The sequence below is a fragment of the Streptomyces sp. NPDC004561 genome, from assembly GCF_053602155.1.
The window spans coordinates 15901-33610 of record NZ_JBSGDB010000036.1 but is presented as its reverse complement, the minus strand read 5'-3'; the positions used below and the strand labels follow the sequence as shown (position 1 = coordinate 33610).

Annotated in this window: 16 protein-coding genes and 1 pseudogene; 8 read left to right on the top strand and 9 right to left on the bottom strand. The window is 69.8% G+C overall.

Annotated features, from left to right (window positions below; genetic code table 11):
• Positions 1–82, top strand: a pseudogene (locus tag ACWEN3_RS07750) (DNA-binding response regulator); the annotation flags it as partial.
• An 892-nt stretch (positions 83–974) separates the two neighbouring features.
• Positions 975–1808: a trypsin-like serine peptidase gene (locus ACWEN3_RS07745; RefSeq protein WP_452967001.1), complete on the top strand. Its 834-nt coding sequence runs from the start codon at positions 975–977 to the stop codon at positions 1806–1808.
• On the opposite strand, the gene ACWEN3_RS07740 is transcribed toward ACWEN3_RS07745, so the two are convergent.
• Both ACWEN3_RS07740 and ACWEN3_RS07735 read right to left on the bottom strand, forming a co-directional pair.
• On the bottom strand, positions 1774–3414 hold the full coding sequence (locus ACWEN3_RS07740) for an N-acyl-D-amino-acid deacylase family protein (protein WP_452966999.1): 1641 nt from the start codon (positions 3412–3414) through the stop codon (positions 1774–1776). The two genes, ACWEN3_RS07745 and ACWEN3_RS07740, sit on opposite strands and share 35 nt — an antisense overlap.
• A 9-nt stretch (positions 3415–3423) precedes the next feature.
• The gene (locus tag ACWEN3_RS07735) at positions 3424–4731 is read right to left on the bottom strand and encodes an alanine racemase (protein ID WP_452966996.1); all 1308 of its coding nucleotides are present in this window, start codon (positions 4729–4731) and stop codon (positions 3424–3426) included.
• Positions 4732–4896: 165 nt separating this feature from the next.
• Between ACWEN3_RS07735 and ACWEN3_RS07730 the strand changes: the two genes are divergently transcribed.
• The 4 genes from ACWEN3_RS07730 to ACWEN3_RS07715 all read left to right on the top strand — a co-directional run bounded on the left by ACWEN3_RS07730 (position 4897) and on the right by ACWEN3_RS07715 (position 7992).
• Positions 4897–6189, top strand: a complete 1293-nt coding sequence (locus ACWEN3_RS07730; RefSeq protein ID WP_452966993.1) for a sugar kinase — start codon at positions 4897–4899, stop codon at positions 6187–6189.
• Positions 6186–6947, top strand: a complete 762-nt coding sequence (locus ACWEN3_RS07725) for an IclR family transcriptional regulator (RefSeq protein ID WP_452966990.1) — start codon at positions 6186–6188, stop codon at positions 6945–6947. The genes ACWEN3_RS07730 and ACWEN3_RS07725 overlap by 4 nt, the downstream gene beginning before the upstream one ends.
• Positions 6944–7354, top strand: coding sequence for a RidA family protein (locus ACWEN3_RS07720; RefSeq protein WP_452966988.1), 411 nt, complete (start codon positions 6944–6946; stop codon positions 7352–7354). Before ACWEN3_RS07725 ends, ACWEN3_RS07720 begins: the two co-directional genes overlap by 4 nt.
• A gap of 119 nt (positions 7355–7473) precedes the next feature.
• Positions 7474–7992, top strand: coding sequence for a hypothetical protein (locus ACWEN3_RS07715; protein ID WP_452966986.1), 519 nt, complete (start codon positions 7474–7476; stop codon positions 7990–7992).
• 100 nt (positions 7993–8092) lie between these two features.
• On the opposite strand, the gene ACWEN3_RS07710 is transcribed toward ACWEN3_RS07715, so the two are convergent.
• On the bottom strand, positions 8093–8296 hold the full coding sequence (locus tag ACWEN3_RS07710) for a DUF397 domain-containing protein (RefSeq protein WP_452966983.1): 204 nt from the start codon (positions 8294–8296) through the stop codon (positions 8093–8095).
• 9 nt (positions 8297–8305) lie between these two features.
• On the bottom strand, positions 8306–9157 hold the full coding sequence (locus ACWEN3_RS07705) for a helix-turn-helix domain-containing protein (protein ID WP_452966981.1): 852 nt from the start codon (positions 9155–9157) through the stop codon (positions 8306–8308).
• A 209-nt stretch (positions 9158–9366) separates the two neighbouring features.
• On the opposite strand from ACWEN3_RS07705, the gene ACWEN3_RS07700 reads away from it, so the two are divergent.
• Both ACWEN3_RS07700 and ACWEN3_RS07695 read left to right on the top strand, forming a co-directional pair.
• Complete coding sequence (locus ACWEN3_RS07700; protein WP_452966979.1) at positions 9367–9780, top strand: ATP-binding protein; 414 nt, start codon at positions 9367–9369, stop codon at positions 9778–9780.
• Between the two features lie 33 nt (positions 9781–9813).
• Positions 9814–10734, top strand: a complete 921-nt coding sequence (locus ACWEN3_RS07695; protein WP_452966977.1) for a hypothetical protein — start codon at positions 9814–9816, stop codon at positions 10732–10734.
• A 55-nt stretch (positions 10735–10789) separates the two neighbouring features.
• Here the strand turns inward: ACWEN3_RS07695 and ACWEN3_RS07690 are convergent, their stop codons facing one another.
• The 5 genes from ACWEN3_RS07690 to ACWEN3_RS07670 are packed head-to-tail and all read right to left on the bottom strand — an operon-like array spanning position 10790 to position 17637.
• Positions 10790–11281 carry a hypothetical protein gene (locus ACWEN3_RS07690; protein WP_452966974.1) on the bottom strand — a complete coding sequence of 164 codons (492 nt, stop codon included), beginning with the start codon at positions 11279–11281 and terminating at the stop codon, positions 10790–10792.
• A gap of 33 nt (positions 11282–11314) precedes the next feature.
• Entirely contained in the window at positions 11315–11797 is a 483-nt protein-coding gene (locus ACWEN3_RS07685; protein ID WP_452966973.1) for a hypothetical protein, read from the bottom strand.
• Complete coding sequence (locus tag ACWEN3_RS07680) at positions 11766–16430, bottom strand: putative T7SS-secreted protein (RefSeq protein WP_452966971.1); 4665 nt, start codon at positions 16428–16430, stop codon at positions 11766–11768. The genes ACWEN3_RS07685 and ACWEN3_RS07680 overlap by 32 nt, the downstream gene beginning before the upstream one ends.
• Positions 16430–17074: a hypothetical protein gene (locus ACWEN3_RS07675; protein ID WP_452966968.1), complete on the bottom strand. Its 645-nt coding sequence runs from the start codon at positions 17072–17074 to the stop codon at positions 16430–16432. The genes ACWEN3_RS07680 and ACWEN3_RS07675 overlap by 1 nt, the downstream gene beginning before the upstream one ends.
• Complete coding sequence (locus ACWEN3_RS07670; RefSeq protein ID WP_452967011.1) at positions 17071–17637, bottom strand: hypothetical protein; 567 nt, start codon at positions 17635–17637, stop codon at positions 17071–17073. Before ACWEN3_RS07670 ends, ACWEN3_RS07675 begins: the two co-directional genes overlap by 4 nt.
• Positions 17638–17710 lie beyond the last annotated feature (73 nt).

Sequence of the window (17710 nt, the reverse complement as noted above, 5' to 3'; positions counted from 1 at the left end):
CACCGGCACGGGGCTGGAGGAGCTGACCAGCCGCGAACGCGAGGCCGTTGTCCTGGTCGCGCAGGGTCTGCCCAACGACGACGCACCCCGGCCCCCGCCACCTCCGCCCCTCCGGTCACGACCAGCGCCCCGGCACCGACGCCCACGACCGCCTCCCCGTCGTGGTCCGCCCCCGGCTGGCACCACGGCCACGGCCGGCACCCCCGCTGACGCCGGGGTCGTACGGCTGCCCTGTCGACCAGCCCCCTGCCGACACCCTCACTGACGGCGGGTCGTGCGGCTGCCTTGTCGATCGGCCTCCTGCCGGCACCCCGGCTGACGGCGGGTCGTGCCACCGCTCTCTCGACGCCCCTCCCCGTCGCGCCCCTTCCGCCGGTGCGTCCCGGCCCGAGCCACCGTCGGCGCGCCCTGCGTCACGGCACCACGGTCACGGCAGGCCCCCACTGGCGGCGGGTCGTGCCGCTGCCTTGTCGGCCACCCCCTGTCGACACCGCCCCGGCCATGGCGGGTCGGCCGCCGCGAGCCCGGCCCCGCCGTCGGTGGCTCCGCCCTCCTCTCGGTGCCCCTCCCGGCCGCGCCCCTTCCGCCAGTGCATCCCCGGCCCGAGCCGCCGCCGGTGCGCCCCGCGCCACGGCATCACGGCCGCGGCAGGCACCCGCACTGGCGGCGGGTCGTGCCGCTGCCTTGTCGACCACCCCCCGGCCGGCACCGCCCCGGCCATGGCGGGCCGCCCGCCGCGAGCCCGGCTCCGCCGCGCCTCCCGGCCGCAGCCCTTCCGGCACGGCAGACGTGTCACCTCAGTGATCAACTAACGCCCAGGAAAGGTGAGTTGACCGGGTGTGGGCGCACAGGGAAACCCCTATGACCTGAACCGGTGTCTTGTTCCGTCTCCTTGGCGCGCTGAGAATGCGCATGACAAATGGACGGGCGACCGGGAGACCTCCGGTCGCCCAAGTCGTAAGAGGGGACCCCACATGAACAAGCCTCTCCTCGCCGCGCTCTCCTCCCTGGCGATAGCCGGGATGGGCGCGGCACCCGCGGTCGCCGCCCCGCACACGGCGAAGGCCGCCGCGGTGACCGTCAACTTCGCCGGCACCGTCTCGCTGAGCAACTGCTCCGGCTCCGTCATCCGCTTCCCCGGTTCCGCGGACAGCGACCCGGCGCTCGTGCTGACCAACGGCCACTGCCTGGAGACCGGCTTCCCGGACCCCGGCCAGGTCATCACCGGCCAGTCCTCCAGCCGTACCTTCGGCCTGCTCAACGCCTCCGGGAGCAGGGTCGCGACCCTCCGCGCCAACCAGGTCGTCTACTCAACCATGACGGACACGGACGTCACCATCTACCGGCTGACCACCACCTACGCGCGGATCAAGAGCTCGTACGGGATCAGCGCCCTCACCGTGAACGACACCCACCCGGCCGCCGGCACCGCGATCAAGGTCGTCTCCGGCTACTGGAAGCGGACCTACAGCTGCAACATCGCCGGGTTCGTGTACCGGCTGAAGGAGGGCGACTGGACCTGGAAGGACTCGGTCCGCTACACCTCCGCCTGCGACACCATCGGCGGCACCTCCGGCTCCCCGGTCATCGACACCACCACCGGCAAGGTCGTCGCCGTCAACAACACCGGCAACGAGGACGGCCAGCAGTGCACGGTGGACAACCCGTGCGAGGTCGACGAGAACGGCAACGTCACCATCCACCAGGGCATCAACTACGCCGAGGAGACCTACCAGATCCCCGCCTGCTTCACCACGGGCAACAATCTGAACCTCAGCGCGTCCGGCTGCGTCCTGCCGAAGCCGTAACGCCCGTACGGCGGACGGAGCGGCCCGCGAGGACGTCCGTCCGCCGTCCGTCCTCGATGACGAACCGGCCGTCGACGAGGACGTACGGGATGCCCGTCGGCAGCGTGCGGGGCGCGTCGAAGCCGGCACCCGCCGCGACCGTCTCCGGGTCGAAGAGGACCAGGTCGGCCCGGTACCCCTCGCGCACCAGACCGCGGTCCGGCAGCCGCAGCCGGGCCGCGGGACGCGAGGTGAGGCGGGCGACGCACTCCTCCAGCGACAGCACCCCCAACTCCCGCACGTAGTGCCCGAGATAGCGCGGGAAGGTGCCGTACGCCCGCGGATGCGGCTTGGCGCCCTGAAGGATGCCGTCGGAACCCCCGGTGTGGGCGCGGTGCCGCATGATCGTGCGGACGTTCTCCTCGTGGCCGACGTGCTGGAGGACCGTCGTGCCGAGCCGGTCCGCGACCAGCAGCCGGCGGGCGACCGCCCACGGGGTCTCACCGCGCCGCCCCGCCGACTCCCGCACCGTACGGCCCACGAAGTCGGCGAGCGCCGGATCGCTCACCCCGGAGACCTCGATCGTCTCCCACTCGACGGGCACGCCGTGGCAGCCGTCCGAGCCGGTCACCTCCAGGTCGTGCCGTACCCGCTCGGCCGTCGCCGGGTCGGTGAGCCGGGCCAGGACCTCCTCCGGGCCGCCCTCGCTCGCCCAGCTCGGCAGCAGCGCGGCCAGGGTGGTGCAGCCGGGGGTGTAGGGATACGTGTCGAGGGTGATGTCCGCACCCGAGTCCAGGGCCTTGTCCAGCAGGTCCAGCAGCTCGGGCGCCCGGTCCCGGTTCACGCCGAAGTTCATCGTCGCGTGCGCCAGGTGCAGCGCGCAGCCCGCCTCCCGGGCCAGGTCGACCATCTCGGCGTAGGCCGCGAGGGCGCCGGCGCCGTAGGAGCGGTGGTGCGGGCAGTAGTAGCCGCCGTACGCGGCCACCACCCGGCACAGTTCCGTCAGTTCGGCGTCCCCGGCGTACATGCCGGGCGTGTACGTGAGCCCGGACGACAGGCCGACCGCGCCCTGCTCCAGGCCCTCCGCCACCAGCCCCCGCATCCGGTCCAGCTCCCCGGGCGTCGCCTCGCGGTCCTCCCAGCCGACGACGAGCGCGCGGACCGTGCCCTGGGGGACGAGGTACGCGGCGTTCACCGCGATCCCGCGGTCGAGCCGGTCCAGGTACTCGCCGACCGTCCGCCAGTCGAAGTCGACGTCGTCGCCGTACCCGTTCCAGCCGGTGATCGCCCGGCGCACCTCTTCCAGCGTGCGGTCGTCCACCGGCGCGTACGACAGTCCGTCCTGGCCGATGACCTCCAGGGTGACCCCCTGCGCCGCCTTCGCGCTGTGGTCGGGGTCGCGCAGCAGGGCGAGGTCGGAGTGGGCGTGCATGTCGATGAAACCGGGGGAGAGGACCAGGCCCTCGGCGTCCAGCTCCCGCATCGCGCGCGGCCGTTGGCAGCCCGCCGCGGCGGCCTCCTTCACGATCGAGACGATCCGGCCGCCGTCGACGACGACGTCGGCGCGGTAGGAGTCGCCACCGCTGCCGTCGACGACGTCGGCGTCCCGGACGACCAGGTCCTCCATGGCGGCCTCCTAGAAGAACGTACGGATGTAGTCGACGACCGTCCCGTCCGCCTCGGCCACCGGGATCAGCTGCCACTTGTCGAACGACGTGCACGGGTGGGACAGGCCGAAGGCGATCCAGTCACCGGCCTCCACGTCCGCGTCCGGACCGGTGCGCAGCCACAGATGCTGGTCGGACAGGGCGCTCACCTCGATTCCGGTCGCGGGGTGCTCGGTGCCGTTCCGGCGTACCACGAGCGCCACCGGAACGTCGAGGTCGTAGGCGGCGTCCCGCTTGCCCGCGTTGACGAACGCCTCCGTCGCGGTGGGCCGCGAGATCACCTGGGCCCACAGCCGGAAGGCGGGCTCCAGAGCGCCCTCCTCGGGTACCCGGTTGAACGGCGTCAGCCTGCGGTAGTGCACATCGTCGTGCGAGACGTACGCGCCGGAGCGCAGCAGCTTCAGCACGGGCAGCGAGAGCGCGGGGATCCGGGTGAAGACGTCGGCGACCGCGTCGAACCACTCGCTGCCGCCCGCGCTCACGACGATCTCCTCGGCGCCGGCGAAGAGACCGGCCCCGTCGAACTCCACGGCGAGCGCGACCAGCCTTGTCAGCCACTCCCGCACCAGCTCCGGCGAGGCACCCGGCACCTGCGCCTCGTACCCGGCCACGCCCACCAGCCGCAGCGTCTCCGCGCGGGCCACCGCATCGGCCACGGCCCGGGCCTCCGCATCGGTGCGCACACCGGTACGGGCGCCCTCGCCCGCGCCCAGCTCGACGACGACGTCCAGCGGGCGGGCGGCGCCCCGCAGGGCGGCGTCCATCAGCTCCACCCCGCGCACGGAGTCGACGTAGCAGACGAAACGGAAGTCCGGGTCGGCGGCGAGTTCCCCGGCGATCCACCGCAGGGCGGAGGAGTCCAGCAGCTCGTTGGCGAGGAACACCCGCTGGACTCCGAAGGCCCGGGCGACCCGCACCTGGTGGGGCACCGCCAGGGTGATGCCCCACGCGCCGTGCTCGATCTGGCGGTGGAAGAGCTGCGGTGCCATGGACGTCTTGCCGTGCGGAGCGAACGCGAGGCCGTGGCGGGCGGTGTACGTCTCCATGAGCGCCAGGTTGTGCGCGAGCCGCTCGGCGGAGAGGACGAGGAGGGGGGTGGTGAATCCGCCGCGCGTGTCGCTTCCGCCGTGCGCGTCGCTTCCGCTGCTCTCGGCGAAGAGGTTGCGGCGCTGGGCGGCCAGCTCGCCGACCGTGAGGCCGTCGGCGTCCGGCGGGAGGCCCTTGAAGCGGTGGTCGACACGTTCCTCCGCCAGGCGGGCGAGCGCTTCGGTGCCCATGGAGCCCCTCTCCCGACCGTTGCAAGCTGTGCAACTGTCATTGCATGCAGTGCTTACTGGTGTCTAGCATCTCGCCGATCCCCGGTCAACGGAGCCGCCGCCCGGGTACCGACAGGAGCCATCATCGACGACGCTGCTTACATTCCGGCGGTTGCGGCCGACGCCGTGGACGCCACGGATGCCGTGGGCGTGGTGGACGTCGTGGCGCTCGGCGAGTCCATGGTGACCTTCCTGCCCGGCCGGCCGGGGCGCCTCGCGGACGTCCCCTCCTTCGACCGCGCGATCGGCGGCGCCGAGTCCAACGTGGTGTGCGCGCTGGCCGCCTTCGGGCATTCGGCGCGGTGGGTGAGCCGGCTGGGGGCGGACGGCTTCGGCGACCATCTGCTGGAGCGGATCGCCGGACACGGCGTCGACGTCTCCTTCGTCCGCCGGGACCCGGCCCGGCCCACGGGCGTGTACTTCCGCACAGCGGCCGACCGGGCCACCGGCGCGCACGAGGTGGCGTACTACCGGGCGGGATCGGCGGCTTCCGCGATGAGCACGGCGAACGTGGATCCGGCGGCGGTACGGGCGGGACGCGTGCTGCATCTGTCCGGCATCACGGCTGCGCTGTCCGGCGAGTGCCGGGACCTGCTGCGCGAGCTGACGGCACCCGGCCCCGGCGGCCCGCTGGTGTCCTTCGACGTGAACCACCGGCCGGGGCTGTGGCGCGGCACCGACGGGAGCGCGGTCCTGCTGGAACTGGCCCGGCGCGCCGACATCGTGTTCGTGGGGGAGGACGAGGCGGAGCACGCGTGGGGCGTCACGGGCGGCCCGGCCGCCGTCCGTCAACTGCTGCCGGAGCCGGGCGTGCTGGTGGTGAAGCAGGGGGCGCGGGGCGCGACGGTGTTCGAATCCCGGGGGTTGTGTTGCGTGAACGACGCCCGCTCCCTATCGGCGCCGGGCTGCACGGTCGAGGCTGGGCCCGTGTCGGCGTCGGGCTGTGTGGCTGGCTGTGGGTCTGCCTCGGCGTCCTGCTGCGTGGCCGGCCCTCGTGACCCTCGTGACCCTCGGCCGGTCTCGGCATCGGGCTGTGTGGCCGCCCCGGGGCCCGCCTCGGCGCCGTTCTGCGCGGCCGATCCTCGGCCCGCCCCCGCGACCGACCCCCCGCCCGCCCCGGCGCCGGGCATCTTCGAGCCGGCTCTCGCCGTGGACGTCGTGGCGACCGTCGGCGCGGGAGACGCCTTCGCCGCCGGCTTCCTCTCCGGCACCCTGCGCCGGCTCCCCGTGCGGGACCGCATCCGGCACGGCCACCTCATGGCCGCCGCGACCCTCACCAGCCCCGCCGACCTCGCCCCGCCCCCCTCCCGCGACCACGCCGACCGCCTCGCGGCCCTGGACGACGACGCATGGGGGAGACTTCGACTCGGTCCCGGCTGGACGCAGGCCGGCGCCGAGAAGGAGGCGATCACCCCATGAGCCAGACCGTCGACCGCGCCCTGAGCATCCTGCCGCTGCTCGCCGAGGGCCCCGCCGACCTCGGGCAGGTCGCCGACCGCCTCGGCGTGCACAAGTCCACCGCGCTCCGGCTGCTGCGCACCCTGCACGAGCACGGCCTGGTCTACCGCCAGTCAGACCAGCGCTACCGCCTCGGCGCCCGCCTCTTCGCCCTCGCCCAGGAGGCGATGGAGAAGCTCGACATCCGCGAGATCGCCCACCCCCACCTCGTACGGCTGAACGAGCAGTGCGGTCACACCGTCCACCTCGCGGTGTACGAGGAGGGCGAGGTCCTCTACATCGACAAGGTGGAGAGCCGATACCCGGTCCGCATGTACTCGCGGATCGGCAAGCCGGTGGCCGTCACGGTGGCCGCCGTGGCCAAGCTCCTCCTGGCCGACCTGCCCGAACCGGAGCGCCGCGCCCTCGCGGAACAGCTCGACTATCCCTCGTACACGCCCCGTTCCACCCCCAACGCCAAAGCCTTCCTTGGGGAGTTGGCGCAGGTGCGCGACCAGGGCTGGGCCACCGACCTCGGCGGCCACGAGGAGTCCATCAACTGCGTCGCCGCCCCCGTCCGCGGCGCCGACGGCCGAGTGGTCGCCGCGATGTCGGTGTCCGCGCCGAACGTGGTCGTCACCGCCGAGGAACTCCTCTCCCTGCTCCCGCTGGTCCGCCGCACCGCGGACGCGATCAGCGGTGAGTACTCCGGCAGAACACCAGTAAAGGACCCCGTATGACGGACAAGATCGCGCTCACCCCGAAGACCCACACCACGCCGCCCGCGAAGTTCTCGCACGGCGTGAAGAAGGGCAACATCCTCCAGGTCGCCGGGCAGGGCGGCTTCCTGCCCGCCGAGGAGGGCAAGCCCCCGACTCCGGCCGGCCCCACCCTGCGCGAGCAGACCCTTCAGACCCTCGCCAACGTGCGGTCGATCCTCGAGGAGGGTGGCGCCACCTGGGACGACGTGATGATGATCCGCGTCTACCTGACCGACGTGGACCACTTCGGCGAGATGAACGAGATCTACAACGCCTACTTCGAGGAGCAGGGCCTCACCCAGCCGCCCGCCGCCCGCACCACGGTGTACGTCGGCCTGCCGGGCGGCCTCCTCATCGAGATCGACGCGCTCGCCGTACTCGGCTGACGCCACCCGTGCGCCCGCGGCGGCGGTGGTCGGCGTGTTCGTGTGAACGTGACGCGCGTGACGGCTGAGATGAGCGGGCTGACTGGTTCCGGCACAGGGATGTCGTCCATACTGCCGCCGTGGAGCAGCGCATAGGATCGAGCAGCAAGCCGTCGAAGGCCGAGCCGTTGAAGGCCGAGCCCGTGACCGGCGCCGGTTTCGACCCGGCCTTCATCCCGGGCATCTCGACGCCGGTGACGACGGAACCGGCGGACGCGAAGCCGGAGGTTCCGGCGCAGGAGGCCCTGGAGGCCGAGGCGCCGACCGAGCCGGAGGACGCGGCACCGGCTGAGGACGAGGACGAGTCCGCCGAGGGCGGTCCCGCCTTCGAGGCCTCGGACCGCCGCGCCAGAATAGTGGCCGACCGAAAGGGCGTCCGCCTGCGCCTCGACGAGGAGTCCTGCGAGTTCGGCTGGGACGAGATCGCCGCCGTCGAGACGGAGTCCGCCCGTTTCGGCAAGCGCTTCACGATCACCGTCCACACCCCGGACCGCCGCTGGTACCCCATCGAGATCGAGGCGACGTCCAGGTCCCGCTTCGCGGAGTGGGAGTCCGAACTGGACGCGGTGCTGGACGCGTACTTCGAGGAAGCGGAGTAGGCGCGGCCGCTGACTGGGTGTGTCCGTCCCGCCCGACGATTCGTCAGGCGGGCGGACACACCGGCCCGGCGTGCTCGGACGACGAGGATGCGCCCTGGGTTCACAGCCCGACGAAGCCGCGGGTGTCCTTGACCGCTTCGATGAAGGACGCGAACGCTTCCGCCGGGAAGGCGAGGTTGGCCCGGGCGGGGGCCTTGGAGTCGCGGACGGCTATGTGGGTGTCCTGGTCGGCGACTTCGACGCAGGTGTTGCCGTCACCTCCGCCGGAGTACGACGACTTCTGCCAGCGGACGGCCTGGGTCATGCGGGCGCCTCACAGTTCCTTCGTCATGCGGTGAATGAAGTCCCGTGACTCCACGGGCTGCAGTGCTGCTTCGCTCACCTTATTGAGCAGGGCCCGGAAGCGCGCCAGCTGAGATTCGGCATCGATGAAGGCCGTGCCGTGCGGGGCGTCGCGCAGCACGGTGTCCAACCGGGGGAGTGGCCCTCCCACGTACATCATCTCGATCCCGGCCCCGGCGAATCCCTCTCGCCCGAAGGGGATCACCCGCACCGTGGCGTGCCCGCGTTCGATCGCCCCCAGAACCTCCGAGAGCTGAGCACGAGCGGCACGACGATCGGAGACCAGGATGCGCAGCGCAGCCTCGTGGATGATCGTCTCGTAGGGCACGGGTGTCTTGCGCTCCAGTACGGTTCTGCGCCGCATCCGATGTTCGATCCTGGGCTTCACTTCGCTCTCCGGCAGCTCCGGAACCATGTAGCCGAAGACGGCACGCGCATAGTCGGGAGTCTGGAGCAGCCCGGGGATGTGGCTGGTGACGACCTCACAGAGAAACGTGCCGTGGTGCTCCGTCTCGGCGACGTCCAGGAACACCGGTGGAAGCACGCCCCGGTACTCCTCCCACCAGCCCTGCGTGCGCTCAATGGCCATCGTGACGAGCGCATCGATCAACTCGCCTTCAGCGCAGGCATAATGCGCGCCCAGACGCCGTACCCGCTCCGCGCTCACCCCGGCCAGGCCTGCCTCAACCTGGCTCATCTGCGCCGATGTCGAATTGAGCAACCCTGCTACCTCGCGTGCCTTGAGGCCGGCGGCTTCCCGCAACCTGCGCAGCTCCGCGCCCAGGCGTACCTGCCGTGCAGTGGGTTGGCTTCTCGGCGCCATTGCTCCTCCGCCCTCAACCGACTCGCTGCCGTGCCTCTTTCGGGCGTCAGATTACGCGACCTACTTGCGAGAGGAAAAATTTTTGCTCTACCTTCAGTGACGCATCGCACACACAGCGGAAGCGCACCGCACCGCTCCGCCCTGCCCTGACGGCTGCGGCAATGCCACCGCGCCCGAAATCCTCGTCTTCTCATCGGAGTTGATGACGCATGCCCGAAATCCCCGAGACCTGGGACTACACGCTCTACATCCCCAACGACCCGAGAGCGGTGACGGTGTGCCGTCGCACGGTGCGTCTGGTTCTCACGCTGCACGGCTTGACCGGTCTGGTGGACACGGCGGAGTTGCTGGCGACGGAGCTGGTCTCGAACGCCGTACGGCACACGAAGGGGCCGGCCGCGCTCAGGGTGCGCCGCACCCCGGAGGGGGTGGTGTGGATCGGGGCGTGGGACACGGACCCGGCACCTCCGGACCCGCCGGTGCCGTTGGGGCGGACGACGGACTCGGAGAACGGACGGGGCCTCGGCCTGGTCGTGGCGTGCGCGGATGTGTGGGGCTGGAAGCCGTCGGCCCGGTTCGGGGATCGGGGCAAGTACGTGTGGTGCGAACTTGCGGCGGCCTAGCTCGTTGATCACGTCGGACAGGAAGGAGAGCTGATGGTCGGCTCGTCGCACGAGGCGTTGCACCGGATCTTCCAGAAGGATCCGGCGCTGCTGACGCGGGCGTTACAAAGGGTGCTGAACGTGCCCTTCCCCGAGCCGCGGGAGATCGCGGCGCTGAACGTGGACCTCACGGAGATCGAACCGGTCGAGCGCCGGGTGGACACGCTGCTGCGGGCGGAGACGGACGAGGGCACGTACCTGCTGGTGGTCGAGTCGCAGGGGAAGGTGGACGACCGCAAGCGGGGCAGTTGGCCGTACTACCTCTCCTACCTGTACGAGAAGTACCGCTGTGAGCCGGTGCTCATCGTCATCACCCAGAGCAGCGCGACGGCGAAGTGGGCTTCGCGTCCGATCCGGCTGGGTTTCAAGGGGTGGGATTCGTTGACGGTACGGCCTCTCGTGCTGGGTCCGGACAATGTGCCGGTGATCGCGGACGAGCGGCAGGCCGAGCGGGACGTGCCTCTTGCGGTGCTCTCGGCGATGACACACGGGCGTGGGTCGCAGGCTCCGGCCATACTGGAGTCCCTGGCCGCCGCCCTGCGGACCATCGACTCGGACACCGCCGCGGTCTTCGTGCAGTTCGTCGACTCCTGCCTGGCCGACCCCCAGGCGAAGCAGATGTGGAGGGACCTGATGACGGCAATCCAGTACTTCTGGCGCCACCCGCTGGCCGAGCAGGTACGCGAGGAAGGGCGGGAACAAGGCCTGGAGCAAGGACTGGAACAAGGTCTGGAGCAGGGGCGTGTCCAGGATCGCCAGGAGATGACCCTTCGCATCCTGGAGTGGCGCAGCATTCCAGTGCCCGACTCCGTCCGCGAGCGCGTGGAGACCTGCACGGACCTGGCCCAGCTGGAGCTCTGGGCCCAACGGGCCGTGCACGCCACGGACGCGGCGGAACTGTTCACCGAGGAGTGACCGCGTAGCCGTCGGGGGCGCCCGAGGGCGCCCCCTTTCGCTGCCCTGGTGGATCTCAGGAAAGCTTTTCCTCGATAATCCAGTAATCGCTCCCTTCCTCGCTCACGGCGCACACGCGGCCGCCGCTGAGGGAGCGGGCAATGAAGAGCAGGTCGCCACTCTGGTCATGCGTGGCGAAAATGTCAGCGGTTTCGGTTAGCCGCACCTGGATCCACCCGTCAGCCAAGCTGCCCAGCACCAGAAAAGATCCATCGTCGGCGATTACTCCGAAGTCTCGTGCATGCGCATGCCAGGCTGTGTTCACTCGTTCGGCGATATCAGTCGAATAGCATGGAATGATCTCAACGGGCCTTGTCTCGACGTGTACAACTCGATGAAAGGCTTTCATCGCGCTGGGCTCTGATTTCGAGAAATGACCTATTATCTCGAATCCTGCCAATTGGAGGCGGGATCTAATTTCGTTATTCATTGTGAATTGCATTGCTGTGTCGCCACTTCCGGTCACGTTCGGCCGGATTTTTCTCCATATCCGTGGGGTGGTCGCCATGGGGTGCCCGTCTCTGGCTGTACCGTGTGTTACTCATAGATGCAGTGAATCGAGGAACTGCCTGACTTCATGAATGGTTGTCTGCCATTCCGAGATGTCATGCCCATCCTCGTCAACTGTGCTTCGCGGTTCGATCGAGCGCCAAGGATCGTCCAGGCTGAACCCTTCCGTGAGGTCTTCGAGGAAGATGATCGAGTTTTGAACGTAGACGATCTCCGCAGACCTGTAGAGGGGCCAACAGAAAATGAAGTTGCTGCTCGCTGGATCCGTGATGGATGAAATGAGACACGATGTGGCGTCATGCTCGCGGTCGATAACCCTCAGGGCTCGGACCCAGCTGGCCTGGTATTGCTCCACACCCCAATAGGTCAGATCCATTGGAAAACTCTCTTCGAAGTCGCCTACCGTGATACGCCCGGTGGCGCTCTCGCCCTTCGCAGCCGAGGATTCCGAGGGTGTGGATACCACCCGAATGGAGAAGGTGTCATTTCTTGATGTAGTTGAGGTCTGCGTCATATGTGCCAACCCTCTGTCCCCGCTTGTTGAACATCTTCCAACCGTCGGAGACATTGTGTCCGTCAACGTCCGGTGTGATGTAGTTTTTCCCGTCGAAGAACACGTCTTGTCCGTGGGAGTGGAAAGGCGCCTTCTGGGGTGAAATTTTCCTCGTGTATCCAAGTTCGGCAGCCCTGTCTGCCGGGGTTGCCGCGTAGAGTGCCTGATTTCCGTCACTCCGCTGCTTAACCATATCTGGGTGATACGGGTCATATTCCAGAGCCGGAGACGGAGTGTAGCCCTCGGGAAGGTTTTCCTTCTTCTCGCAAGGGGCCAACCCGAGCGGGTCGACCCAGGTATTGGGATTGTGAACGTATGTGGCGGGGTTCGGTGCAGGAGTGAGGCCAAGAGGGTCGGGCGTGAGATAGCGAGCGGTTTGGGGGTCATAGTGGCGGAAGTAGTTGTAATGCAGCCCCGTTTCGGGGTCGTAGTACTGGCCCGGGAAGCGTAGAGGTGTGTAGGCGGTGCTGTTCGCTGACCATGCCGTTGTTCCCCAGAGGGTGCTTCGGGTTCGCCAGGCGATGTCGCCCTGTTCGTCGATGAGTTCGCTGGGTGTGCCGACCAGGTCGGTGACGATGGCGAAGAAGCGGGAGTCGATCTCCTCCTGGGGAGCGTCGGACGCCGTGATGCGTTCGGTTTGGGACAGGGGACGCAGGCCCTGGTGGTCCCAAGTGAGGGTTACCGGGTAGGGGAAGGCGGTGGATGTGGTGGTCTGCTCGCAGAGAGTCGTCCCGTCCCAGGTGAAGTCCACCCTCTCCAGCACCGTTTCGCCGTCCTCCGCCAGGCGGAGTTTTGCCGTGCGGCGGCCCAGGGGGTCGTAGGTGTAGCGCCAGTGGGTGCCGTCGGGAGTGATCACCGAGGTCAGGCGGTCCTCGGTGTCCCATTCGTAGCGCCAGGTGTCGGGCTTGCGCGACAGGCGGGTCTTCTGGCGGAGGGTGATGCGACCGAGGGCGTCGTGTTCGTAGCGGACGTTGCCGGCGCGGGTGATGCGGGTGCCGACGTAGGAGCGTGGGCCTGTGGCTTCGCCGCCCGGGTGGTCCGACGGCCAGGACGCCTGTGTCTGGTTGCCCGCCTCGTCGTAGGCGTACCGCTCCGTCCAGTTCGCCGCGTGGACCGCTGTCACGCGGCCCGTCGCGTCGAGGTCGAAGCGGCGGGTGCCGGACAGCTGGTCGTCTATGCCGATCACGTGGCCATCGGCTCGGTAGGTGTAGGACCGGCGCTGCAACCCGCGTCCCTCGGCGTCGGCCACCGATTGGGTGATCAAGCGGCCCAGGGCGTCGAAGGCGTGCTCCAGGGTCAGGGTTCCGCCGACGTGGCGGGTCAGTTCACGGCCTGCCTTGTCGTACGTGAAGTCGATCGCCCGGCCCGACGCGACCATTCCTGTGCGGCGGCCCGCCGTGTCGTACGACCACGTCGTCTCCGCCCCCGTCGGAGTCCTGCGGCCCGTGCGGCGGCCCAAGGCGTCGTACGTGTACGCCACCGTACGGCCGTCCACCGTTTCCGAGCGCAGGCGGCCGTAGCGGTCCCGCAGGAGGGTCAGGGCCGTGCCGTCCGGGCCGGTTGCCTGGGCCAGTTGGTCGGTCAGGTCGTAGGCGAAGGTGGTGATCTGTCCCGCCGCGTCCTTGCGGAGTACCTGGCCGAGTTCGTTGCGCTGGAACGACACCACCTCGCCGAGCACGTTCCGGCGTGAGGCAAGGCGGCCGGCGTCGTCGTACTCGTACGCCAGCGTGCGCTCGTCGAAGTCCGTCTCCGTGACCAGGCGGCCGGCCGCGTCGAACTCGTACGTCCATGTGAGGCCCTGCGGGTTCGTGACCTTCGTCAGGCGCAGTTCGCTGTCGTGGGCGAATTCGTAGCGGACGCCGTCCGGGCCGGTGCGGGCCGTCAGCAGGTCGAAGTGGGTGTACTCGTAGCGCGAGACGCCGCCGAGGGGGTCGGTGTGGCTGGTGCAGTTGTCCTCGCCGTCGTACGTCCATGCCTCCGTGGTGCCGTCGGGGACCGTACGGCGGGTCAGGTGGCCTTCGATCGACCATTCCAGCAGGGTCGTCCCGCCGGTCGGGTCCGTGATGGTGGCCGGGCGGCCGAAGGCGTCCCGTTCGTAGCGGGTCACGGCCCCAAGCGAGTCCGTCACCTCCATCGGGAGGCCGGCTCGATCGCAGACGACTGTCGTCGTGTTGTCCAGCGGGTCCGTCACCGACGTCAGATGGCCGGCCTCGTTGTACGTGAACCGGGTTGTCCGGCCCAACGGGTCGGTCACCGACGTGCGGTTGCCTCGGTCGTCGAAGGACTGCCGGATGACCGTGCCGTCCGGGTTCGCCACCTTCACCGGCAGGTCGAGGTCGTTGTATTGAGCCTTCGACTCCCGGCCGTCCGGGCGGACCACTCGCGTGAGGTTGCCGGACTCGTCGTACTCGAACGTCGTCGTGTGGCCGAGGGGGTCCGTCGTGGAGAGCAGGCGGTTGTAGCGGTCCCGGACGTGGCGTGTGGTCGCGCCCAGCGCGTCTGTCTCCGCCACCACCTGCCAGGCGTCGTTGACCAGATAGCTGCGCGTGTGGCCCTCGCCGGTCGTCGCCGCCGTGGTGCGCAGGCCCGTCGCCGGGTCGGGGTCCTCGTACGTCAGGCGCAGGGCCATGTGGCCGGCCGAGCCGCCCTCGGCGATGCAGCGGTCCCGGTCGTCGTACTCGTAGGTGTAGCCGCGGCCGTTGGTGTCCGTCCAGGAGGTGACCCGGCCCCGCTCGTCGTACGTGAAGCGGAGGGGCAGACCCGAGGAGTTGACGACCTCCGTGAGGTTGCCGTCCGTGTAGCCGAAGCGCTTCAGTTCCTCGCCGGTCGCGGCCAGATGGTACGCCGTGATGCAGCCCGCGTCCGTGGTGATGCGGACGCCCTGGCCCGCGCTCGTGTGGACGGCCAGCGGCGTGCCGTCGGCGTCGTGCTCGAAGGTGATCCAGTTGCCGTTGCGGTCGTCGATCTGTTCCAGGACCGCCAGTTCGGGTCCCCGGTCGGCGAAGTGCCAGGTCCGGCGGGACTGTGGGTCCGTGACGGTGTAGCCGCCGTCCACGCGGTCCAGGGGGCGGCGGGGGCCGTGGCTGGGCAGCGTCGGCACGCCCGGTGCCGGGTGGGGGTAGGACAGGAGCAGGCCGTCCTCGGTGACGAAGACGACCCCCTCCGCGTCGATCTCCAGGCGCTGGTCCAGCGTGGAGGACCAGGACGGGCCGAACCAGCGGCCTAAGCGGTAGCCCGATTCCACGCGCCGGGTCAGCAGCAAGGGCAGTACGCCGGGGAGGGTGGCGTCAGTCTGCGGCAGGTACATCCTGCCGGTGGCGAGGTCGATGGGGTCGGTGCCGCCGCTGCAGACCGAGTCGTCGGTGCGGGAGGGCTGCTGAGGGTCCTCGTTCACCCTGCCCCGCGCGGAGTTCGCGGCCGCGCCCTCCGCGCCCTCTCGTTCGACCACCCCTTCCGTCGCCGAGCGCATCAAGCCCGCTTCCGCCGCGTCCCGGGCCAGGCCGACCTCCATGCCGGCGCCGTCGCCGAGGAGGAACTGGGGGAGCATGCGTCCGCCGAACTCGGCCGGATCCTTTCGGAACTCGGTCCACATGTTCTTCAGGGCGCGGTCGGGGTGCGAGGCGGTGGAGACCAGGCCGGTGAGCGTCATGCTGACGTTCTGCAGGTATGCGGCGGGGTGGGTGACGTTGTAGGGGTCGACGGGGTCCAGACCGCGGGCGAAGTCGATCAGGCCGGCCGTGCCCTTGACGACGCCCCCCAGGAAGTGGAGACCCTCGTTGTCGAAGGCGAGGTAGCCGTCCAAGCCGTCCTCTGTCACGCGGGTGAGCGGGGGCGGCTCGGCGGGGGCGTTGGCGAGGGCCTTCTCCACCGCCTTGGCGGCGCCTTCCGCCGAGGTGTTGCGCTGCCTGCGGGCCTCGTGGAGGAGTTCCCGGGCGCGCTCGATGTCGGCCGTACCCGGATCTTGGAACGTCCCGGGACGCGGACCGGGGTCGTCGCCCGACTTCACGGCCGCGTTGTAGGCGTCGACCTTCTTGTTGTAGGCGGCCGCCGCCTCCTCGGAGGCGTGGGTGCCCTTCTCGTACAGGTTGATCGCGTCCTGGGCCTGCTTCTGCGCCCAGGTGACGGTCTCGGCGTAGGCGTCCAGCGCCGTGGCGGCGGTCTGGCAGGCGTCCGCCGCGTGCAGCCATTTGACGGGGTGCATGGCGAACTTCTTGCGGAAGGCGTCGGCCGCCTCGCCCTGCCAGGACGAGGAGTCCAGCTTCCGCATGCCCTGGCCGACGTTGTCGAAGGCGGTGTGGAAGTCCCTCAGGTGCTTGGCGGAGGAGCGGATGTCCACCGGGGTGCCGTGGACGAGCTCGGAGGCCAGGTCGGTCTGGCCCAGCTGCTTCTCGCCCGGGGTCGCGCCGAGTTCGGAGCCGGCGTAGTCGCCCGCGAGCCTGACGACGTCGGCGTACTTGTGGGCGCCGACGTGGTCCAGGACGTCACCGGTGAGATCGGCGCCCTTCTCGATGCCCTTGCCGACGAGCTTCTTGCCGGAGTCGTAGAGGTGCTCGCCCTCGCCCAGGATGGCGTTGCTGAGGTCCCCGATCCCCATCAGCCCTCACCGCCCTGCTGCCCGGCGGCCTTGGCCCGGGCTTCGGGAGAGGGACCGAGCGCCTCGTCCAGGTACTTGTTGTACTCGGCGTCCGAGACACCGCCGGGCCTCAGGCCCAGGTTGCCCGCGGCCTGCGAGGTCATGAAGTCGCGTGCGGCGTCGTCCCAGCCCTGCTTGCTGTTCGCGTAGGCCTGGTCGAAGGACTCCTTGCTGTAGTCCGGGTGCGCGTAGGCGTCCGCGGTGCTGTTCGCCCACTGGCCCCAGCTCATCTTCTCGACGTCGGCCTCGGAGGCGTACGGGTTGCCCACCAGCGAGTTCGCGCCGACCCTCAGGGTGCCGCCGACGTACTGGTCCGTCTCGTACAGCGTGCCCGCGGCGAGACCCACGCGATCCGCGAAGGCGTTGCCCTCCGCGACCAGCGAGCGCACGCCCCACTCCCAGCGCTCGCAGAACGACTTGAACTTGTCCGTCAGGCCCTCGTGGCCCAGCTGCATCCCGGACAGTTCCAGGTTCGAGAAGCCGCGGCCCGCTCCGGCCAGGCTGTCGACGCCCACGTCCTTCAAGTCGTCGAGCGTCTGGGTGATGCCCTGCGCGATCAGGTCCAGCCCCGCGGTCTTGATGTCCTTGCCCTCGGCCCCGCTCATCGCGGCAACTCCCCGTTCGTCTCCTCGACGGCCCGGTCGACGGCCGCCGCATCCGGCACGATCCCCATCACCGGCGGGAACAGCACGCCCTCGCCCTCGGTCCCCACATCGAGGGCCACCCCGCACGGCACCCCGACAGCCGGTACGCCCGCGTCCAGCAGGCGCCCTCCCAGCCACCTCTGATACGCCCACTCGCGGTCGCCCTCACCCCGCGCGAGCGCGAAACGGGCCAGCGCCGACTCGTTCGAGAAGGCGTAGATCCAGCGGATGCCGCCGTGGTCGGCCGTCAAGGGAGCGTCGTCCTCGTCGGTCGGCACCAGCACCGGCGTACGGCGAAACTCTCCCAGCAGAGCGGCGAATTCTCGGCGCCTGCGCCGGATCTCCTCGGCTTCCGGTCGGGGGGCCTGGGCTGAGGGTTGCGAATGCCTGGGCGAAGACGAGGCGTCGTCGGCGTCCGGTGCGGGCGTCCGAGTGTGCTCAGGAACCGCCATGTCCGCGTACTCGGAGAGCCGTGACCTGTGTGAACGCCCCGCCGTCTCGGCGTCACCCCCGTGATCTGCCATGCGCAGGATCATCACACCCGCGCATTCCGGATCGCAACGCGGTGCCGCGGCCACCGATCGGGTCCGGCCGTAT

Bases quoted from the DNA above. Each gene is read 5' to 3' on its own strand.
- ACWEN3_RS07720 (WP_452966988.1), top strand. From the start codon at position 6,944: ATGACGGACAAGATCGCGCTCACCCCGAAGACCCACACCACGCCGCCC.
- ACWEN3_RS07680 (WP_452966971.1), bottom strand. From the start codon at position 16,430: ATGGGGATCGGGGACCTCAGCAACGCCATCCTGGGCGAGGGCGAGCAC.
- ACWEN3_RS07685 (WP_452966973.1), bottom strand. From the start codon at position 11,797: ATGACGCAGACCTCAACTACATCAAGAAATGACACCTTCTCCATTCGG.
- ACWEN3_RS07695 (WP_452966977.1), top strand. From the start codon at position 9,814: ATGGTCGGCTCGTCGCACGAGGCGTTGCACCGGATCTTCCAGAAGGAT.
- ACWEN3_RS07725 (WP_452966990.1), top strand. From the start codon at position 6,186: ATGAGCCAGACCGTCGACCGCGCCCTGAGCATCCTGCCGCTGCTCGCC.
- ACWEN3_RS07675 (WP_452966968.1), bottom strand. From the start codon at position 17,074: ATGAGCGGGGCCGAGGGCAAGGACATCAAGACCGCGGGGCTGGACCTG.
- ACWEN3_RS07705 (WP_452966981.1), bottom strand. From the start codon at position 9,157: ATGGCGCCGAGAAGCCAACCCACTGCACGGCAGGTACGCCTGGGCGCG.
- ACWEN3_RS07740 (WP_452966999.1), bottom strand. From the start codon at position 3,414: ATGGAGGACCTGGTCGTCCGGGACGCCGACGTCGTCGACGGCAGCGGT.
- ACWEN3_RS07745 (WP_452967001.1), top strand. From the start codon at position 975: ATGAACAAGCCTCTCCTCGCCGCGCTCTCCTCCCTGGCGATAGCCGGG.
- ACWEN3_RS07690 (WP_452966974.1), bottom strand. From the start codon at position 11,281: ATGGCGACCACCCCACGGATATGGAGAAAAATCCGGCCGAACGTGACC.
- ACWEN3_RS07700 (WP_452966979.1), top strand. From the start codon at position 9,367: ATGCCCGAAATCCCCGAGACCTGGGACTACACGCTCTACATCCCCAAC.
- ACWEN3_RS07670 (WP_452967011.1), bottom strand. From the start codon at position 17,637: ATGGCAGATCACGGGGGTGACGCCGAGACGGCGGGGCGTTCACACAGG.
- ACWEN3_RS07735 (WP_452966996.1), bottom strand. From the start codon at position 4,731: ATGGGCACCGAAGCGCTCGCCCGCCTGGCGGAGGAACGTGTCGACCAC.
- ACWEN3_RS07710 (WP_452966983.1), bottom strand. From the start codon at position 8,296: ATGACCCAGGCCGTCCGCTGGCAGAAGTCGTCGTACTCCGGCGGAGGT.